Source organism: Paracidovorax anthurii, assembly GCF_003269065.1.
Classification (GTDB): Bacteria; Pseudomonadota; Gammaproteobacteria; order Burkholderiales; family Burkholderiaceae_C; genus Paracidovorax; species Paracidovorax anthurii.
Window position 1 is genome coordinate 1 of sequence record NZ_QLTA01000047.1, and the last position, 18,995, is coordinate 18,995.

Sequence of the window (18,995 nt, forward strand, 5' to 3'; positions counted from 1 at the left end):
GGCGCAGCACCCGGTTGCGCCGCGGCGGCAAGTGGCTCAAGACCACGCTGGTGCAGGCCGCCTGGGCGGCCATCAAAGTCAAGGACGGCTATCTGCAGGCGCAGTTCCACCGCATCCGGGCACGTCGCGGTGCCAAGAAGGCCATCATCGCCGTGGCAGCCTCCATGCTCACGGCCATGTGGCACATGCTGCGTGACGGCACCGAATGGCAAGACCTGGGTGCCGCCCACTTCGACCGCACGGACGCCGCCAAAACAGCCAACCGCTTGATCCGGCGCCTGCAGCAGATCGGCTACCAAGTCACCGCTGTCACGGGGTGAAAGACGCAGTTTCATTTCAGGCCATGAGCCCCTTCATGAGCAAGACCGCCCTATGCAGCAGACTCTGCAGGAGCTTGGTTCTTAAACCTGCAAAACGCACGGCATGGTTGCAGGAGGTGCGGCAGCTTACGCTAGATACGAATAGGGAGCGGCAGAACCTTTGATCGCAGGGCTCTCAGACATCGTTAAGTGTTGCGTGGAACACGAAAGCTGTCGAAAGCTGACAAACCGCAAATCGAAGTTCGATAAGAAAAATGAAGAAGATTTAATTTGATGGGGAATCACTCAATTGCTTCTTCTATAAATACCATAATCAATATCTATATAAGACGCTTCTGGGAACCTCTCGAAACCCAAGTGATTCATTCCCAACAAAGAACCCCTGATCCCCCACCGCCATGATCACTCCCCGTAGCGCGCTGAATAGCGCGCGCCACGGTAGCAAGGACGATGATGGCAGCCTGCCACAACATCAAGCGCCTGGTGTCCTTCCTGGAGAGGGGAGTGGATGCGTTTTTCAAATCTACGCACCCCAGGGCACAGGTGCGTGCGCAGATCGCGAAAGCCTGAGCCCTCGGGGGCCTGCAAGGCCCTGGGGCAAGGGGCTGGACCCATCCAGAGGCGTCATTGCACGCCCAGGGCACTGAAGCCTGCACGGCCCCACCCGGATCAGCGTCCGGCTCGGGGTTGTGAGAGATTCCCATATAGCTTGATGCCGGCTTCAGCCAGCCATCCGGCATATCGGACGCTGACGTACTGAGATTCCTCAACCAGAATGCCTCCATGTCGCCGTCAAATCTACCTCGGCAGCTATTAATTCAATAGCAAACCTCCCGATACGCCCGCCGATGCCCACGGCCTTACCATCGCCCGCATGCCCGACACCACCACCCCGCCCTCCCTCACCATCCTGACCGGCGCCTCGCGCGGCCTGGGCCTTGCCATGGCGCGCCGGCTGCTGCGCCCCGGCCACATGCTCCTGACCCTCTCGCGCCATGCCAGTGCCGAGCTGGCCGCGCTCGCGCGCGAGGCGGGCGCCACGCTGGAGCAGTGGGAGCAGGATCTGGCGCACGGCGCATCCGCGGCCGCACGGCTGCGCGCCTGGCTGGCCGCGCAGCCGCCGGGGCGCCATGCGGGCGCCACGCTCATCAACAACGCCGGCGTGGTGCCCCGCATCGCCCCGCTGTCGGACAGCGACCCGGCGGACCTCGCCCACGCGCTGCGCGTGGGCCTGGAGGCGCCCATGCAGCTCACCGGGGCCTTCCTGGGCGCCACCCGCCACTGGCCGGGGCCGCGCAAGGTGCTCAACATCTCCTCGGGCCTGGGGCGGCGGGCGCTGGCCTCGCAGTCGGCGTACTGCGCGGCCAAGGCCGGCATGGACCATTTCACGCGCTGCGCGGCGCTGGACGAGGCGCTGCACTCCAATGGCGCCAGGGTATGCTCGCTGGCTCCCGGTGTGATCGACACCGACATGCAGGTCCATCTGCGCGCCGCCGACCCGGCCGATTTCCCCGACGTGCAGAACTTCGCCAACCTCAAAACGGATGGCGCCCTGACCTCCCCCGACGACGCGGCCGCGCGCGTGCTCTCCTGGCTGGAGCGCCCGGACTTCGGCGAGCGCCCGGTGGCCGACGTGCGCGAGCCCTGAGACAGCCCCGCCCCGAGGGCACCAGCGGACTGCAGCGCCAAAAATAGCGGCCATTTCCCCACCCCGACGCCTGGAGACACCCCGACCATGATCCGCTCCCTGATTTCCTTCACCGCCCTGGCATTCGCCCTGGGCACCGCCACGGCCCAGACCGCGCCCGCCGCCACGCCGGCCGCCGGCGGCTACCCCTCCAAGCCCGTGCGCCTGATCGTGCCCTTCCCGCCCGGCGGCGGCACCGACATCCTCTCGCGCCTCGTGGCCACCAAACTCACCGAAACCCTGCACTGGACCGTGGTGCCCGACAACCGGGCCGGCGCGGGCGGCACCATCGGCATCACCGAGGCCGTCAAGGCCGCGCCCACGGGCTACGACCTCGTCATGGGCCAGAAGGACAACCTCGTCGTCGCGCCCTATCTCTACAAGAACCTGCCCTGGGACCCCACCAAGGACCTCGTGGCCGTCGCCCACGTGGCCTACACCCCGGTGATCATCGCCACGGGCGCCAACTCGCGCTTCAAGACCCTGGCCGACGTGGTGGCCGCCGCGCGCGCCACGCCCGGCAAGATCACCTACGGCTCGCCCGGCAACGGCACCACCATCCACCTCGCGGGCGACCTGTTCGAGAAGGCCGCGGGCATCAAGCTCAGCCACATCCCCTACAAGGGCTCCAACCCCGCGCTCATGGACGCGCTGGCGAGCAACGTGGACCTGCTGGTGTCCTCCGTGCCCTCGGCCATGGGGCAGATCAAGTCGGGCAAGCTGCGCCCGCTGGCCGTCACGTCGATCCAGCGCAGCTCGTCGCTGCCCGACGTGCCCACGGTGGCCGAGTCCGGCTACAAGGGCTTCGACGTGAGCTCCTGGTACGGCGTGTTCGCCCCGGCCGGCACGCCCGCCGGCATCGTCGCCACGGTGAATGCCGAGATCAACAAGCTGCTCGCCATGCCCGAGATGCGCACGGCCATCCAGGCACAGGGCGCGGAGCCGCAATCGATGTCCAGCGCGCAGTTCTCCGCCCTGCTCAAGAGCGACTACGCCAAGTGGAAGGGAATCGTGGAAGCGTCGGGAGCGAAAATCGAGTAAGGACTGCAGCGCCTCTGCGATGCGCGGCCCGGCCATTGCGCCATTGCGTTTCAAAATGTGATCTGATGTGTGCATGCGGCCACGGCCGCATCGCGACGACATTGTTCAACCATGAAGACCCGCCATGGCAGACGCAAAAACTCCGACATCGCTGACAGCGCTCACCATTGCCGCCATAGGCGTCGTGTACGGCGATATCGGCACATCGCCGCTCTACGCCTTCAAGGAAGTGTTTGCCGCGGGGCGCCTGGAGATCACGGGCGCCAATGTCCTCGGCGTTCTGTCGCTGTTCTTCTGGACGCTGACACTCATTGTCTCGGTCAAGTACGTGGCATTGATCATGCGCGCGGACAATCACGGCGAAGGCGGCCTGATGGCGCTGCTGGCGCTGGCGACGCAGTCCGTGCAGGACAAACCCCGCCTGAAGGGCGTCCTGATGACCCTGGGCGTTTTCGGTGTCGCCCTGTTCTTCGGCGACGGCGTCATCACTCCGGCGATATCGGTCCTGTCCGCCGTGGAGGGGCTGGAGGTGGTCACCACGAAAGCCACCCCCTACATCCTGCCGATCTCGCTGGTCGTGCTGCTCGCGCTCTTCATCGCCCAACGCTGGGGAACGGCGCATCTGGGGCGCTACTTCGGGATTGCCATGCTCGGCTGGTTTGCATGCCTCGGCCTGGCCGGGATTCCCCACATCGCCGCGCGCCCCGAGGTGTTGGCCGCGCTCCTGCCCCACCACGCGCTGGCTTTCTGCTTCGAACATTACGAGATTGCATTCTTCACGCTGGGCGCCGTTTTCCTGTGCGTCACTGGCGCGGAAGCGCTCTATGCCGACATGGGGCACTTCGGTGCGAAGCCCATCCGGCTGGCGTGGTTCCTTCTGGTCATGCCGTGCCTGACCCTCAACTATCTCGGCCAGGGCGCCCTGGTTCTGAGCACGCCTTCCGCGTCCTCCAACCCGTTTTTCCTGATGATGCCCGATTGGGCCACGCTGCCCATGGTGGTGCTGGCCACGGCGGCCACAGTGATCGCCTCGCAGGCGCTGATTTCCGGCGCGTTTTCCGCCGCCAAGCAAACCACCCAGCTGGGATACCTGCCGCGCCTGTCCATCCGGCACACCTCGGAAAGCGAGGCCGGGCAGATCTACGTGCCGGTGGTGAACTGGGCGTTGCTCGCGGGCGTGGCACTGGCGGTGATCGCGTTCCGCACATCGAGCGCCCTGGCCGCGGCGTACGGAATCTCCGTGAGCCTGGTCATGGTGATCACCACGACATTGACGTTCTTCGTCATCCGCCATGGCTGGAAGCTCCCCCTGCCGCTGTGCATCGCTGCCACGGGGGTCTTCCTCTTCGTGGACCTTGCGTTCTTCGCCTCCAATTCGCTCAAGATCGCGGAGGGCGGCTGGTTCCCCCTGCTCATGGCGGGTGCGCTGTACCTGGTGATGTCCACCTGGAAGGATGGCCGGCACCTGTTGCGCCGGCGCCAGAATGACGAGGCGATCGAGTTGACCCCCTTTCTGCATGCACTCATCACGACGCAGATCACACGCGTGGACGGCACGGCGGTTTTCCTGACCTCCAATGCGGGCGTGGTGCCGGGTGCGATGCTGCACAACCTCAAGCACAACAAGGCACTGCACCGGTACAACCTGTTCCTCAACGTCCAGCACGGCGACGTGCCCCGCATACCGCTGACCGAGCAAGTGCAGATCCAGCCGCTCATCGAAGGCTGCTGGAGCGCCAGGATCAACTTCGGCTTCATGGATGAGCCGGACGTTCCGACTGCCTTGAACCAGGCCACTGAACTGCGGGCCATTCTGGACCCCATGTGCACCAGCTATTTCCTGGCGCGCGAGACGGTCGTTCCCAAGCTGGGCGGCACCATGGCCGTCTGGCGGCAGAAGCTGTTCGCCCAGATGCACCACAGCGCCAGCTCTGCCGCGGATTTCCTGAAACTGCCGAGCAATGCGGTCGTCGAGCTTGGCTCCAAGATAGAGATGTAGCTCGCCTCAGAGAGGCCTCACGCTCCCTCGCAGCGCGTGGCCGCCGCCCCGAGGGGGTGTTTTTCATCCTGGGGCGGCCCGGCGATGAAAAAAGCGGCGCCTCGCGGAGCCGCCTGGTCTGGCGTGGCCGCGGCACCGGCGCCACGGCCGGCCACATTCAGTCGCGCACCACCAGCACCGGCACGTGCACCACGCCCAGCACGCGCTGCGTGACGCTGCCCAGCACCAGTTTCTCCAGGCCGCGCCGGCCGTGCGAGCCCATCACGATCAGGTCGGCGCCGGTGGTTTCCAGCGCGCGCAGGATGCCGTCGTGCACCGCGTGCCCCTCGCCGATGGCCGTGGTCACGGCCACGCCGGCCTCTTCCAGCGCCTTGCGGGTGGCGTCCAGCGCGGCATTGGCCTCGGCGGTGGCGGCGCTCAGGTACTGCGACTGGCCATAGGCGAAATCCGCGCCCACCCCCGTGAAGGGATAGGGATCCACCACATACACCGCCGTCACCTTCGAGCCGAAGGCCTTGGCCAGCCCGGCGGCCTTGGCCACGGCGGTCTGGGAAGTCTGCGAACCGTCCACGGGAATCAGGATGTGCTTGAACATGGAACTTCTCCTTGCGTTGATGGTGGGATGAAAACGTCTCCCCCGGGGTGCATCGGCATGCCCGGCCCGGGATGGAAGCCAGTGTGACCCCGCCACGGCCGAGGTGGGTTGATTCGCATCAAGCCCGGCTGCCGCCGGCGGCACCCGCGGCTTCTGCCTGGAAGCCCCCGCGCCGGCAGGTTACCACCAGCGTATCGCGGAACCCCGGCACATCCCCCACCGGCTGAATGGGCGTGGTTTCGTGGATCATGCGCGCATCGTCCAGCAGTATCAGCGACCACGGCTCGCTCAGCGTGAAGCGGTGGCCGGTGGGCCCCGCCGCCTCGAAGATGCGCGTCTCGCCGCCCTTGATGCCCTGGCGCCCCACGAGGAACACGGCCACGAGGTCCACGCCGTCGCGGTGCGCGCCCTCGGGCGTGGGCCGCCCGATGCCGTCGGTGGTGTCGATGCGGAACTGGTGGGCCTCCAGGAACCAGCGCTCGGGCCGCGTGGCCAGGGCTGCCTGCGTCACCCCCGCGAGCGCGGCCAGCAGTTGCCGCCATGCGGGCCGTGCCGTCGTGGCATCCTGCATGGGCGCGAACCACCGCTCCATGCCGCCGTGCAGCGCGTTGTATTCCACGGGCTGCCAGTGCGCCCGGTGGGGCACCTGGCGCACGCCGTCCGGCCCGTCCGCCACGGTCTCGAAGCAGGCATGCCGCCGCCGGCGGTAGCGGCCGCCGTCCTTCAGGAACTCATCGGGCGGCAGATGCGCCCAGTCGGCCCGCAGGGCTTCGAGGTCCGGGAGCGTGCAGCCGATCCAGGCCGCCGTGTCCTCGGGCCGCAGCACCGCATAGCCCGTGCTGCGCAGATGCGCGGCCACCTGTTCGGGCGGCAGGTAGGGAGGGGGGAAGGTGATGTGCGCCATAGGCCGCGGAGCTTAACCCTCCACGCCGCGCCCGCGCGCGACCGGGATCAAGAAAGCCCGCCGGGCCATGGTGCGGTCCCGCCCCGGCTGCAGTAGCATCGCGGCGGCAGACCGCACGCAGTCCCCAGGAGAAAACCATGCCCCATGAACGCCGCCACTACGTCCGCGTGGCCTTCGACGCGCCGGCCCGCCTGATCGTGAGCGGCCACGGCAGCTTCGACGTGCGCGTGCTGGACGTGTCCCTCAAGGGCGCGCTGCTGCAGCTTCCCCCGGCGCTGTCGCTGCCGCAGGGCGCGCCCTGCACGCTCTCGATCCCGCTCATGGCCGAAGAGGAGCTGATCGCGATGTCCGGCGAACTGGCGCACGTGAACGGCCCCCACGCCGGCCTGCAGGGCCACACCATCGACCTCGACAGCGTCACCCACCTGCGCCGGATCATCGAGCTGCACCTGGGCGACCCGGCCCTGCTCGAACGCGATCTGCAGGCCCTGGTCTCCGCCAGCCGCGGCTGGACCTTCCCGGCCGCGCCGACCATCGGCCACTGACCGACCGCGCCGCCGTCAGGCCGGGGGCGCACCGGCCGCCCTCTCGGCCTCCTGCAGCGCGCGCCACATCACCTTGCCGCTGCCGCTCTTGGGCAGCGCGTCCGCGAACTGCACCACGCGCGGCGCCTTGTACACCGCCATGTGCTCGCGGCACCAGCCGATGACGTCCTCCTCGGAGACATGCCCGCGCTCGGCGGGCCGCAGCACCACCACCGCCTTCACCGTCTCGCCGCGGTAGCCGTCCGGCGCGGCGATCACGCAGGCCTCCTGGATGGCCGGGTGGCGGAACATGAGCGCCTCCACCTCCGCGGGCCAGACCTTGAAGCCGCTCGCGTTGATCATGCGCTTGAGCCGGTCGGTGAGGAAGAAATAGCCCTCCTCGTCCACGCGGCCCAGGTCGCCCGAGCGGAAGAACCGCTTGCCGTCCAGCTCGATGAAGGCGGCGGCCGTGGGCCCGGGCAGCTTCCAGTAGCCGCCGAACACGCCGGGGCCGTGGATCACGATCTCGCCCTGCTCGCCCACGGGCATCTCGCGCAGCGTGTCGGGGTCGATGACGCGTGCATCCGTGCCCATGAACGGAACGCCCAGGCACTGCTGCTTGGGGCGGTCCGGCGGATTGGTGTGCGAGGGCGCGGCCGTTTCCGTGAGGCCGTAGCCCTCGGTGTAGCGCAGGCCGAACTGTTCCAGCAGCCGCTGCGCCACGGCCTGGGGCATCGCCGCGCCGCCGCCGCCGATATAGACCAGGCTGGAGAGGTCGTAGTCGCCGAAGCGCGGGCTGGCCAGCAGGTCGATCACCATCGTCGGGATGTTGGTCCAGTTGGTCACCCGGTAGCGCGAGATGAGCCGCCCCGCGAGGTCGCGGTCCCAGCGCGGCATCATGACCAGCGTGGCGCCCACGTAGATCGACGCATGCATCAGGCTCACCATGCCGGTGATGTGGAACATGGGCACCACCGCGAGGGTGACGCTCTCCAGCGTGGCCGTGCCCCAGAGGCTGCTGGCGACCGCGTTGTGCATGATGCTGCGGTGCGGGTGCATGCACCCCTTGGGCAGCCCCGTGGTGCCGCTGGTGTAGGGCAGCACGGCCAGATCGTCGGGCCCCACGTCCAGCACGGGCGGCGCGGCGTCGCAGGCGATCGCGTCGTGCCAGGCGTGCACCTCGCCGCCCTCCAGCGCCGGCAGCGGCCGGACCGCGCAGAGCCAGTCGCGCCACGCCGCGGGCATGGCCCGGGCCTCCGGCGATGCGGGATCGAACGCATCCACGAACTGGGTCACCAGCAGATGCCCCAGGCGCTGCGCGGGCAGCAAAGACTGGTTCGCGCCCGCCAGCTCAGGGGCCAGGTCGGCGCTGGTGATGGCCACGCGCGCATCCGGGTCGGCGATGTAGTGCCGCAGCTCATCGGCCCGGTTCATCGGATTGACCGGGACCACCACCGCGTTGGCGCGCAGGATGGCGAAATGCGCGACCACGAGCTGTGGGCAGTTCTGCATGCACAGCAGCACCCGATCGCCCTTGCGCACCCCCAGCGCGTGCAGGCGCGCCGCCAGCCGCTCGGCAGCCTGCGCGAGCCCGCGATAGGTCAGCGCCTGGCCGAAGAAAACCACCGCCGGCTTGTGCGGATAGCGCAGCGCGTTGACGGCCAGGTTGTCCCAGAGGGATGTCGCGGGGGGAACGATCGAATGGGGAAGGCGCTTGGGCCAATGGGCAAGGTGTGCGGGCATGGGGGAAGTAGCGGTGTTCCGGGGATCGGCGCAAGGCCCCCATCCTGGAGCGCGGGCGGATCGGACGTATTGGGGATGGCCCCAATCGCCGGTCACCGATGCGACGCGCCCGGCCTCGGCACTCCGCCAGCGGCGGCGCGCGGGCAGCATAACGTGTCGAAGCACCGCGTTTTTGTAACGGCATGTCCCCAAAGCCTCCCGGCATGCGCCCCGGGCCGCCGGGAGGCCGCACCATGAACGACAATCGGGGCTCCGCCGGTGCGCCACCGCCCGAGTCCGGACGGCCGGACGGCTCCAGCGCCTTCGCACCCTCATCGCTTTCACGCCGGTCCTGCGCGACGCATGCGCGCGGGGCGCGGTCCGCGGCCCATGGACCCCATGAACATTGTCATTCTCGACGACTACCAGGACGCCGTGCGCAAGCTCCATTGCGCCGCCCGCCTCGACCCCTATTCCGCCAAGGTCTACACCAACACCGTCAAGGGCCTGGGCCAGCTGTCGATCCGGCTCAAGGACGCCGACGTCATCGTGCTGATCCGCGAGCGCACCCACATCACGCGCCAGCTGGTCGAAAAACTGCCCCGCCTCAAGATGATCGCGCAGACCGGCAAGCTCGGCTCGCACGTGGACGTGGCGGCCTGCACCGAGCGCGGCATCGCCGTCGCCGAGGGCGTGGGCTCGCCCGTCGCGCCGGCCGAACTCGCCTGGGCCCTCACCATGGCGGCCATGCGGCGCCTGCCGCAGTACATCGCCAACCTCAAGCACGGGGCATGGCAGCAGTCCGGCCTGCGCTCGGCCTCCATGCCGCCCAATTTCGGCATCGGCGCGGTGCTGCGCGGCAAGACGCTGGGCATCTGGGGCTACGGCCGCATCGGGCAGATCGTGGCGGGCTATGGCCGCGCCTTCGGCATGAACGTGCGGGTCTGGGGGCGCGAAGCCTCGCGCGCCCAGGCCCTCAGCGATGGCCTGCAGGTGGCCAGCACGCGTGAGGAATTCTTCGCGCAGTGCGACGTGATCTCGCTGCACCTGCGGCTCAACGACGAGACCCGGGGCATCGTGCGGCTGGAAGACCTGTCCACCATGAAGCCCACCGCCCTGCTGGTCAACACCTCGCGGGCCGAGCTGATCGAGCCCGACGCGCTCATCGCCGCGCTCAACCGGGGCCGCCCCGGCATGGCCGCCGTGGACGTGTTCGAGAGCGAGCCCATCCTGCAAGGCCACGCGCTGCTGCGCCTGGAGAACTGCATCTGCACCCCCCACATCGGCTACGTGGAGCAGGACAGCTACGAGCTGTACTTCGGCGCGGCCTTCGACAACGTCGTCAACTACATCCGGGGCACACCCACCAACATCGTCAACCCGGGAGCGCTGCAGGTACGGCGCTGACCCGCGGACCGCGCTGAAAAGACCGGCACACCCACCCGCTCCTCCCCAAGGGAACGCTTTTCACCCCGGGCAGCCAGGCAACGAAAAAAGGCCTCCGCATGCGGAGGCCTTCTTCTTTTCGGCGAGCCGATCGGCGGGCGATCAGTTCAGCGGGGTCTTCTTGCCGTCCTTGTACACGTACAGCGTGATGGCGGGGTTCTTCAGTTCGCCGTTGGGCTCGAAGGCGATGTTGGCCGTCACGCCCTTGTAGTTGGACTTCTGCAGCTCGGGGATGTACACCTTGGGGTCCCACGAGTTGGCGCGCTTCATCGCATCGACCAGCAGCATGGTGGCGTCGTAGGTGTAGGGGCTGTACACCTGGAACTGGTTGGGGTACTTGGCGTCGTACTTGGCCTTCCAGGCGGTGCCGCCGGGCATCTTGGCCAGCGAGGCGCCGCCTTCGGCGCAGACCACGTTGGCCAGCGTCTTGGCGCCCGCGGCCAGCTTGGCCACTTCTGCCGTACAGATGCCGTCGCCGCCGAAGTACTTCACGTTGGCCATGCCCAGCTGCTCCATCTGGCGCAGCATCGGGCCGGCTTGGGGGTCCATGCCGCCGTAGAAGATCGCGTCGGGGTTCTTGGACTTGATGGCGGTCAGGATCGCCATGAAGTCGGTGGCCTTGTCGGTCGTGAACTGCTCGTCCACCACCTTGATGCCCTTCGTGGCGGCGGTCTTCTTGAAGACGTCGGCCACGCCCTGGCCATAGGCCGTGCGGTCGTCGATGATGGCAACGGACTTGAGCTTCAGCGTGTCGGCCGCATAGGCCGCCAGGCCCGCGCCCAGGGCGTTGTCGTTCGCGATGATGCGGAACGTGGTCTTGTAGCCGGGCTTGGTCAGGTTGGGGTTGGTGGCGGCGCCGGTGACGTGCGGGATGCCGCAGTCGTTGTACACCTTCGACGCAGGGATCGTGGTGCCGGAATTCAGATGGCCGACCACGCCGGCGACCTTGGCGTCGCACAGCTTCTGGGCTGCGGCCGTGCCCTGCTTGGGATCGGCGGCATCGTCTTCGGCCTGCAGCTCGAACTTGATCTTCTTGCCGGCGATCGTGACACCCTGGGCATTCAGTTCTTCGACGGCCATGCGCGCGCCGTTTTCGTTGTCCTTGCCGTAGTGAGCCTGCGGGCCAGAAACCGGTCCCACGTGGCCGATCTTCACCACCTGCTCTTGTGCGGAGGCGATACCGGCAACAGCCGCGATAGCGGCAACCACGGTCAGTTTCAACTTCAATTGCATATGAATCTCCATAAAGGGTGATCGCTGAGAACCTTCTTTTCCCTCAGCGCCGGAAACATATCGCAATTTGTGGGCCAGGGCACCCGTGGATGCGAGCAGATGTGATCTAAAACCACAGGGGAATACCCTGTAGTCCCGGCAACGAAGTCAGCGTGCGTCAGCCCCGGGCTGCATTCCCAGCTCTTCGGCCACGGCCTCGTAGACGGCATGGCGCACCACGGCCTCGACCTCCTCGCGCAGGCGCGGCACCATCGAGCGGGTCTGCTCCTGAACCACCGTGGCGATGGCCTCGCGCAGCCGCTGGTCCAGCACCACGTCGACGCGCTGGATGATGCGGTGGATCACCACCTCCTCGATGCCCGCAAGGTCCGGCATGGCCGCCTTCGGCTCTGCCGCCACGGCCGGCGCCGGCACGACGGGCTGCCTCGGCACCGGGCGCTCCGGCTCCGGGCGGGGCGCCGCCGGGGCCACGGCCGCGCCGGACGCACCACGCCACGGCGGCTGCCCCACGACGGGTGGCCGCCCATCGGCGACCTGCACCACATCGGTGAGCGTGGGCACGAACCTGGGAGGTGTCTTCGGCGGCTGTGCGGCCATGGCTCAAGCTCCCTTGAGGACGAGATCGTGGCGCACGATCTCGTAGCCGCGCTGCGCGTAATGGCGCCAGCGCTCGCGCGCTCCCGCGCGGTCGGCTTCGTCATGGGCGCTCACCACCTCCACCAGCCGGGCAAAGCGCTCGAAGCCCGGAGGCACCTGCGCGCCGAGGTTCAGCAGCACGCCGTCATGGCCGCACTCGCGCGGATCGGGGGCCAGCAGCACCGGCGACGCATCGCGCAGCTCCGGGTCGTCCTGCTGCCGGCAGTGGGCGACGAAGTCCTGCGGCCCCATGGCCCACAGCGCCCGGTCGAGCTCATCGAGCATCGGCACGGGCCCCGTGATCACCAGCCGCGCATCGCTGCGCAAGGCCTTGCGGGCGAACCGGCAGGCATAGGCCAGCTTGTCGGGCGCGTTGAAGTGAAAGGCGATCTCGGTCATGCCGGGCCGGGTGCCATGGATGGCGGCAACGCTCAGGCCGCCCGCGATGCGCGCCGCGGCTTGGCCGCCGCGCTGCCCGCGCGGGCGCGGCTCGCCGGGGCGGGCACGGAATCGAGCAGGAACTGCACCAGCAACCCCACGGGCCGGCCCGTCGCGCCCTTGGCGGCGCCGCTCCTCCAGGCGGTGCCGGCGACGTCCAGATGGGCCCAGGGCATGGCGGCGCCCACGAACTTCTGCAGGAACTTGGCGGCGGTGATCGCGCCGCCGGCGCGGCCGCCCACGTTGCCCATGTCGGCGAAGCTGCTCTTCAGCCCTTCGGCGTACTCGTCGTCGAGCGGCATGCGCCAGCACGGATCGATGGCCGCCTCGCCCGCGGCCTGCAGGCGCGCGGCCAGGGCCTCGTCATTGGCGAAGAGGCCGCTGCGCACGCCGCCCAGCGCCACCACGCAGGCGCCCGTCAGCGTCGCGATGTCCACCATGGCCGCGGGCTTGAAGCGCGCCGCGTAGGTGATCGCATCGCAGAGCACCAGGCGGCCCTCCGCATCGGTGTTGAGCACTTCGATGGTCTGGCCGCTGAGGCTCGTCACCACGTCGCCCGGCTTCACCGCGCGGCCGTTGAGCATGTTCTCGCAGGCGGGGATGAGGCCGATCACGTTGATGGCGGGCCGCAACTCCGCCAGGGCACGGAAGGTGCCCAGCACGCTCGCAGCGCCGCTCATGTCGAACTTCATCTCGTCCATCTCGGCGGCCGGCTTGATGGAGATACCGCCCGAGTCGAAGGTGATGCCCTTGCCGATCAGGGCCACCGGGGCATCGGCGCGGCCGGCGCCCTGGTAGCGCAGCTCAATGAAGCGCAGGGGCTCGTCGGAGCCCTGGGCCACGGCCAGGAAGGCGCCCATGCCCAGCTTGGCCACCTCGGCCGGGCCATGGATCTTGACCTGGATGGACGCATGCTTGGCCAGCGCCTTCGCGGCACCCGCCAGCAGCGTGGGGGTGGCGTGGTTGGCGGGACGATTGGCCCACTCGCGGGCATATTCGATGCCCAGCGAGAGCGCAACGCCCTTGGCGAAGCCGGACCTGGCGCCCGCGGCGTCGGCCACGCCGATCACCACACGCGCCAAGGCGCGGGGCTCGGGCTTGGACTTGGTGGCCGTGTAGACGTAGCTGGCATCGGCCACCGCCTGCACGGCCGCGCAGGCCGCGGCATCCGCATCGGCAAGGGCCCCCAGGTACACCACCGCACGCTTGACCTGCGGCGCCTTCCACTGCGCCGACGCGCCCAGCAGGGCCTGCCGCACCGCGCGCGCGCCCCCGTCGCCGGCCCCCAGCAGCACGACGCGGCGCGCCGCCACCGCCGGAGGCTGGTAGAGCGAGAGGCTCTTGCCCGCCTTGGTCTCGAAATCGCCTTGCTTGATGGCATGCGCGACGATGGCCGACAGCGCATCGCCCGAGGGCTTGAAGCCATCGGGCACCAGCACGGCGAGCAGATCGCATTTCTCGGCGGCGGTGCCCGCCAGGGCCAGGGTCTTCAGATCGAAGTTCATAATCAGCGTTTTCCTTCGAGCCAATGTTATTCGATTCATCCATTCGCAAGGAGCTGGCCCGCAGCTTCGGCGCGACCCTGGTGGTGCTGGTCACCGTGGTCATGACCATGATGCTGATCCGCACGCTCGGCCAGGCCTCGCGCGGCAGCGTGAACCCCTCGGACGTGATGCTCGTGATGGGCTTCACCGTGCTGGGCCAGTTGCCCACCATTCTCTCCCTGAGCCTGTTCGTGGCCGTGGTCAGCACGCTGTCGCGCATGTACCGCGACAGCGAGATGGTGATCTGGTTCGCCAGCGGGCGCGGCATGCTCAACCTGCTGGCGCCGCTGCTGCGCTTCGCCTGGCCCGTGATGCTGGTGATCGCCACCCTCGCCCTCCTGATCTGGCCCTGGGCCAACCAGCAGATCCAGGAGCTGAAAGTGCAGTACGAACAGCGCGGCGACGTGGACCGCATCGCGCCGGGTGAATTCCAGGAGTCCGCCAACGGCAGCCGGGTCTTCTTCATCGACCGAGAAACCCCCGACGAGCAGCAGGCCACCAACGTCTTCATCGCATCGACCGAGCGGGGCCGCGAGATCGTCACCTCCGCCCGCAGCGCGCGGCTCGAAATCCAGGGCACCCAGCGCATGGCGCTGCTCAGCGACGGCCAGCGCCTCGAAACCACCGTCGACAAGCCGGGGCTCAAGGTGAGCGAATTCACCGAGTACGGCACGCGCGTGGGCTCCGCGCCGCTCGGGCCGGCCGACGACGTGGCCGTCAAGACACGCTCCACGCGGGATCTGTTCGCCTCCAGCGATCCGGCGTTCCGCGCGGAAATCGGCTGGCGCTTCGGCCTGGCCTTCGCGGCCCTGAACTTCGTCATCATGGGCCTGGCCGTCGCCAGCGCCAATCCACGCGCGGCGCGCAGCACCAGCCTCGTGTTCGCGCTGTTCTCGTTCGTCGTGTACTACAACCTCATGACGCTGGGCCAGAGCTGGGTCGGCTCGGGCCGCATGGGCCTGAGCGCCTTCATGGTGCTGCTGCATGGAGGCACGCTGGCCCTGGCCCTGGGTGTGCTGGTCGCGCGCCACAACCGATGGTCGCCCGGCATGCTGTGGCAACGCGCAAGGAAGCCGGCATGAAAACCATCCGAGGGCTCATCTATCGCGAGGCCGTGGCGGCCGTCGCGTTCGTCACGCTGGGCTTCCTGGCCCTGTTCTTCTTCTTCGACATGGTGGACGAGCTGCGCTGGGTCGGGCGCGCCGGCACGGACGGCTACCAGGTGTCGCACGCGCTGATGTTCGTCGCGCTCAGCATCCCCAGCCACCTCTACGAACTGCTGCCGATCACGGTGCTCATCGGCACCATCTTCGTGATGGCCCGCTTCGCGCAAAGCTCCGAGTTCACGATCATGCGCACCAGCGGGCTGGGCCCCTGGCGGGCCCTGCGCACCCTGCTGGTGCTCGGCTGCGCCTTCGTGCTGCTCACGTTCGCGGTGGGCGACTATCTCGCGCCGGCCACCGACCGGCTGGCGCAGCTCGTCAAGGCGCGCCACCTGGGGCAGCTCACCTCGGGGGCCACCGGCGCCTGGCTCAAGGAGCGCCAGGGGAACCACTCCGTCGCGGTGAACGTGCGCGCGCTGGGCCCCGATGGCGGCATGCGCAATGTGCGCGTCTTCGAGTTCGACGGCGAAGGCCGCGTGGCCTCCACCCTCCAGGCCGCCACGGGCGAATTCGGCCAGGGCGGCTGGGACCTGCACGAGGTGAAGCGCAGCATTTTCCACCGCCGCGGAGAAGCCGAGGCGCGCGTGGAGCGGCTGCAGGAAGCCAGCCTGCACTGGCCCACCCACATCAGCAGCGACATGGTGTCGGCCTCGCTGCTCAAGCCCGACCGCATGGCCACCATCGACCTGTTCCAGTACATCCGGCACCTGGAGTCCAACGGGCAATCCGCCCAGAAGTACGAGATCGAGTTCTGGCGCAAGGTGTTCTACCCCCTGAGCTGCCTGGTGATGGTCGTCCTCTCGCTGCCGTTCGCCTACCTGCATTTCCGCTCGGGCGGCATCGCGGGCTACGTGTTCGGCGGCGTGATGGCGGGCATCAGCTTCTTCCTGCTGAACAACGTGTTCGGCTACGCGGGCAACCTGCAGAACTGGTCTCCCTGGCTCACCGCCGCAGCGCCGGGCATCATTTATTCCCTGCTCTCGCTGGCCGCCTTCGGATGGCTGGTGCTGCGGCGCTGAGGCCGCGCGTCCCCCATGCACCACTCCGAGACCCCGGAAGGCGGCGCGCGGCGCGGCGTCGTGCTGTTCGCCCACGGTTCCCGCGACCCGCTGTGGCGCGCGCCGATCGAGGCCGTCGAGGCGCTGCTGCGCGCGCGCAGCCCGGAGCTGGCGGTGCGGTGCGCCTACCTCGAACTGAGCGAGCCCGATCTCCCAGCCGCGGTGGGCAGCCTGGTGGCGTGCGGCGTGCGGCGCATCACCGTGGTGCCAATGTTCCTGGGAACCGGCAAGCACGCGCGGGAAGACCTCCCCCTCATCGTGGAGGGGCTGCGCGCCAAACACCCCGGCGCCTCCATCGCCGTGCAGGGTGCGATCGGCGAAGACCCGCGCATGACGGCGCTCATGGCCTCGATCGCGGGCGAGGGCTGACGCCCCCTCCCCGCCCAGGGGCCTGAACACGGACGCCCCTCCAGGCAGCCACGAAGCGGCTCGCTTTTGCGCGCACCCTTAGACGGCTGCAGCATAATGACAATCACTCTTAGCAGCAATCGGATATGAATCTGCACCAATTCCGCTTCGTCCAGGAAGCCGCACGCCGCAACCTCAACCTCACCGAGGCCGCGAAAGCGCTCCACACCTCGCAGCCCGGGGTGTCCAAGGCCATCATCGAACTGGAAGAGGAATTGGGCGTCGATATCTTCGCGCGCCACGGCAAGCGGCTCAAACGCATCACCGAGCCCGGGCAGCATGTGCTCAAGAGCATCGAACTCATCATGCGCGAGGTGGGCAACCTCAAGCGCATCGGCGAGCAGTTCAGCGCGCAGGACAGCGGCACGCTGAGCATCGCCACCACCCACACCCAGGCGCGCTACGTGCTGCCGGTGCCGGTCGCGAAGCTGCGCGAGGCCTACCCCAAGGTCAATATCAGCCTCCACCAGGCCACGCCGCACGAGGTGGCCCGCATGGTGATCGACGAGGTGGCGGAGATCGGCATGGCCACCGAGTCGCTGGCGGACTACCCGGATCTGGTCACCCTGCCCTGCTACGAATGGCAGCACGTGCTGGTGATGCCCAACGACCATCCGCTGGCCCAGAAGGAGCGGCTGAACGTGGACGACATCGCCCATGAATCGCTCATCACCTACCACCCCTCCTTCACGGGCCGGGGCAAGATCGACCAGGCCTTCGCCGCGCGCAAGCTGCAGCCGCGCATCGTGCTGGAGGCCATCGATTCCGACGTCATCAAGACCTACGTGCGACTGGGCCTGGGCGTGGGCATCGTGGCCGAGATGGCCATGCGCGACGACCCGCTCGGGGATCTGGTCGTGCGGCCCGTGGGCCACCTGTTCGGCCAGAGCGTGGCGCGCGTGGCGTTCAAGCGCGGAGCCTATCTGCGCAACTTCGTGTACCGCTTCGCCGAACTGCTGAGCGACCGGCTCAGCCGGGAGCTCATCGCGCGCGCCATGTCCGGCCACGTGAACGACTACGAACTCTGATCCGCCGGCCGCCCCTCCCATCGCATCGCATCGCACCCCACGCTCCCATGACGACACCCAACGCCGCCGCGCGCACGCCGGCCCTCGCGAGCAAGCTGCCCCGCGTGGGCACCACGATCTTCTCCGTCATGTCCGCCCTGGCAGCGGAACACAGTGCAGTGAACCTCGGCCAGGGATTCCCCGACTTCGACTGCGATCCCGCGCTGGTGGAGGCGGTGCATGGCGCCATGCGCGCGGGGCACAACCAGTACCCGCCGATGCCCGGGGCGCCCGCGCTGCGCGAGGCCGTGGCGCGCAAGATCGGTGCCTTGCACGGACGCGCGTACGACGCCAATGCCGAGATCACCATCACCGCCGGCGCCACGCAGGCCATCCTCACGGCCATCCTGGCCGTGGTGCATGCGGGCGACGAGGTGATCGTTCTCGACCCCTGCTACGACAGCTACGTGCCCAACGTGGAACTGGCCGGCGGCACGGCGGTGCGGGTGCCGCTCACGCCCGGCACGTTCCGGCCCGACTTCGGCAGGATCGCCGCCGCCATCACGCCCCGCACGCGCGCGCTCATCCTCAACACGCCCCACAACCCGAGCGCCACCGTCTGGACGGCGGAGGACATGCGCACGCTGGAGGCGCTGCTCGCCCCGACCGACGTGCTCGTCATCAGCGACGAGGTGTACGAGCACATGGTGTTCGACGGCGCCGAGCACCAGAGCGCGGCGCGCTTCCCCGGGCTGGCCGCGCGCGCCTTCATCATCTCCAGCTTCGGCAAAACCTTCCACGTGACGGGCTGGAAGGTGGGCACCGTGGCGGCCCCCGCCGCGCTGACGGCCGAGTTTCGCAAAGTGCACCAGTTCAACGTGTTCACCGTGAACACGCCCATGCAGCACGGGCTGGCGGCGTACCTGTCCGACCCCGCGCCCTATCTGCAGTTGCCGGCCTTCTACCAGGCCAAGCGCGACCTGTTCCGCCAGGGCCTGGAGGGCTCCCGCCTGCGGCTGCTGCCCAGCACCGGGAGCTACTTCCAGTGCGTGGACATCTCGGAGGTGACCGGCCTGGGGGAGGCCGACTTCTGCCAATGGCTGACGCGCGAGATCGGCGTGGCGGCCATTCCGCTGTCCGCTTTCTATGGCGACGGCTTCGATCAGCGGGTGGTGCGCTTTTGCTTTGCGAAGCGAGATGAGACGCTGCGCGAAGCGTTGTCACGGCTGCGCCGGCTCTGATCCGGCACGGTGCCTGGAACGTACCCGCG

General features: G+C 68.4%; 17 protein-coding genes and 1 pseudogene. 11 read left to right on the forward strand and 7 right to left on the reverse strand.

What is annotated here, in order from left to right:
* The 4 genes and pseudogenes from AX018_RS18895 to AX018_RS18915 form a co-directional block, all read left to right on the forward strand.
* A pseudogene (locus AX018_RS18895) lies at window positions 1-320 on the forward strand (IS110 family transposase); the annotation flags it as partial.
* 874 nt (window positions 321-1,194) lie between these two features.
* The gene (locus AX018_RS18905; protein ID WP_111880491.1) at window positions 1,195-1,968 is read left to right on the forward strand and encodes an SDR family NAD(P)-dependent oxidoreductase; all 774 of its coding nucleotides are present in this window, start codon (window positions 1,195-1,197) and stop codon (window positions 1,966-1,968) included.
* Window positions 1,969-2,055: 87 nt separating this feature from the next.
* Window positions 2,056-3,048 (forward strand): Bug family tripartite tricarboxylate transporter substrate binding protein, encoded by a 993-nt coding sequence (locus tag AX018_RS18910; RefSeq protein ID WP_111880493.1) that lies wholly within the window; start codon window positions 2,056-2,058, stop codon window positions 3,046-3,048.
* Window positions 3,049-3,172: 124 nt separating this feature from the next.
* On the forward strand, window positions 3,173-5,047 hold the full coding sequence (locus tag AX018_RS18915; protein WP_111880496.1) for a potassium transporter Kup: 1,875 nt from the start codon (window positions 3,173-3,175) through the stop codon (window positions 5,045-5,047).
* A 157-nt stretch (window positions 5,048-5,204) separates the two neighbouring features.
* Here AX018_RS18915 and AX018_RS18920 read toward each other — a convergent pair whose 3' ends face one another.
* Together AX018_RS18920 and AX018_RS18925 are read right to left on the reverse strand one after the other, a co-directional pair.
* Complete coding sequence (locus tag AX018_RS18920) at window positions 5,205-5,642, reverse strand: universal stress protein (protein WP_111880498.1); 438 nt, start codon at window positions 5,640-5,642, stop codon at window positions 5,205-5,207.
* Window positions 5,643-5,760: 118 nt separating this feature from the next.
* On the reverse strand, window positions 5,761-6,546 hold the full coding sequence (locus AX018_RS18925) for a 2OG-Fe dioxygenase family protein (protein ID WP_111880501.1): 786 nt from the start codon (window positions 6,544-6,546) through the stop codon (window positions 5,761-5,763).
* A gap of 137 nt (window positions 6,547-6,683) precedes the next feature.
* Between AX018_RS18925 and AX018_RS18930 the strand changes: the two genes are divergently transcribed.
* A complete protein-coding gene (locus tag AX018_RS18930) occupies window positions 6,684-7,091 on the forward strand; it encodes a PilZ domain-containing protein (protein WP_111880503.1) in 408 nt (135 codons plus the stop codon).
* Between the two features lie 15 nt (window positions 7,092-7,106).
* On the opposite strand, the gene AX018_RS18935 is transcribed toward AX018_RS18930, so the two are convergent.
* On the reverse strand, window positions 7,107-8,813 hold the full coding sequence (locus tag AX018_RS18935) for a long-chain fatty acid--CoA ligase (RefSeq protein ID WP_111880506.1): 1,707 nt from the start codon (window positions 8,811-8,813) through the stop codon (window positions 7,107-7,109).
* A gap of 378 nt (window positions 8,814-9,191) precedes the next feature.
* Here AX018_RS18935 and AX018_RS18940 point away from each other — a divergent pair, with 378 nt between their 5' ends.
* The gene (locus tag AX018_RS18940) at window positions 9,192-10,199 is read left to right on the forward strand and encodes a D-2-hydroxyacid dehydrogenase family protein (protein WP_111880571.1); all 1,008 of its coding nucleotides are present in this window, start codon (window positions 9,192-9,194) and stop codon (window positions 10,197-10,199) included.
* Window positions 10,200-10,340: 141 nt separating this feature from the next.
* Here AX018_RS18940 and AX018_RS18945 read toward each other — a convergent pair whose 3' ends face one another.
* From AX018_RS18945 to AX018_RS18960, 4 genes are all read right to left on the reverse strand, one after another.
* Window positions 10,341-11,471: a branched-chain amino acid ABC transporter substrate-binding protein gene (locus AX018_RS18945; RefSeq protein ID WP_111880510.1), complete on the reverse strand. Its 1,131-nt coding sequence runs from the start codon at window positions 11,469-11,471 to the stop codon at window positions 10,341-10,343.
* 147 nt (window positions 11,472-11,618) lie between these two features.
* Window positions 11,619-12,068: a hypothetical protein gene (locus AX018_RS18950; RefSeq protein WP_111880512.1), complete on the reverse strand. Its 450-nt coding sequence runs from the start codon at window positions 12,066-12,068 to the stop codon at window positions 11,619-11,621.
* 3 nt (window positions 12,069-12,071) lie between these two features.
* Entirely contained in the window at window positions 12,072-12,506 is a 435-nt protein-coding gene (locus AX018_RS18955) for a DNA polymerase III subunit chi (protein ID WP_111880515.1), read from the reverse strand.
* Window positions 12,507-12,538: 32 nt separating this feature from the next.
* A complete protein-coding gene (locus tag AX018_RS18960; protein WP_111880517.1) occupies window positions 12,539-14,050 on the reverse strand; it encodes a leucyl aminopeptidase in 1,512 nt (503 codons plus the stop codon).
* Window positions 14,051-14,073: 23 nt separating this feature from the next.
* On the opposite strand from AX018_RS18960, the gene lptF reads away from it, so the two are divergent.
* From lptF to AX018_RS18985, 5 genes are all read left to right on the forward strand, one after another.
* On the forward strand, window positions 14,074-15,171 hold the full coding sequence (gene lptF / locus AX018_RS18965; RefSeq protein ID WP_111880520.1) for an LPS export ABC transporter permease LptF: 1,098 nt from the start codon (window positions 14,074-14,076) through the stop codon (window positions 15,169-15,171).
* On the forward strand, window positions 15,168-16,271 hold the full coding sequence (gene lptG / locus AX018_RS18970) for an LPS export ABC transporter permease LptG (RefSeq protein WP_111880522.1): 1,104 nt from the start codon (window positions 15,168-15,170) through the stop codon (window positions 16,269-16,271). Before lptF ends, lptG begins: the two co-directional genes overlap by 4 nt.
* Window positions 16,272-16,286: 15 nt before the next feature.
* Window positions 16,287-16,679, forward strand: a complete 393-nt coding sequence (locus AX018_RS18975; RefSeq protein ID WP_111880524.1) for a sirohydrochlorin chelatase — start codon at window positions 16,287-16,289, stop codon at window positions 16,677-16,679.
* Between the two features lie 125 nt (window positions 16,680-16,804).
* Complete coding sequence (locus tag AX018_RS18980; protein WP_111880527.1) at window positions 16,805-17,746, forward strand: CysB family HTH-type transcriptional regulator; 942 nt, start codon at window positions 16,805-16,807, stop codon at window positions 17,744-17,746.
* A 47-nt stretch (window positions 17,747-17,793) separates the two neighbouring features.
* The gene (locus AX018_RS18985; protein ID WP_111880529.1) at window positions 17,794-18,966 is read left to right on the forward strand and encodes a pyridoxal phosphate-dependent aminotransferase; all 1,173 of its coding nucleotides are present in this window, start codon (window positions 17,794-17,796) and stop codon (window positions 18,964-18,966) included.
* Window positions 18,967-18,995: the final 29 nt, after the last annotated feature.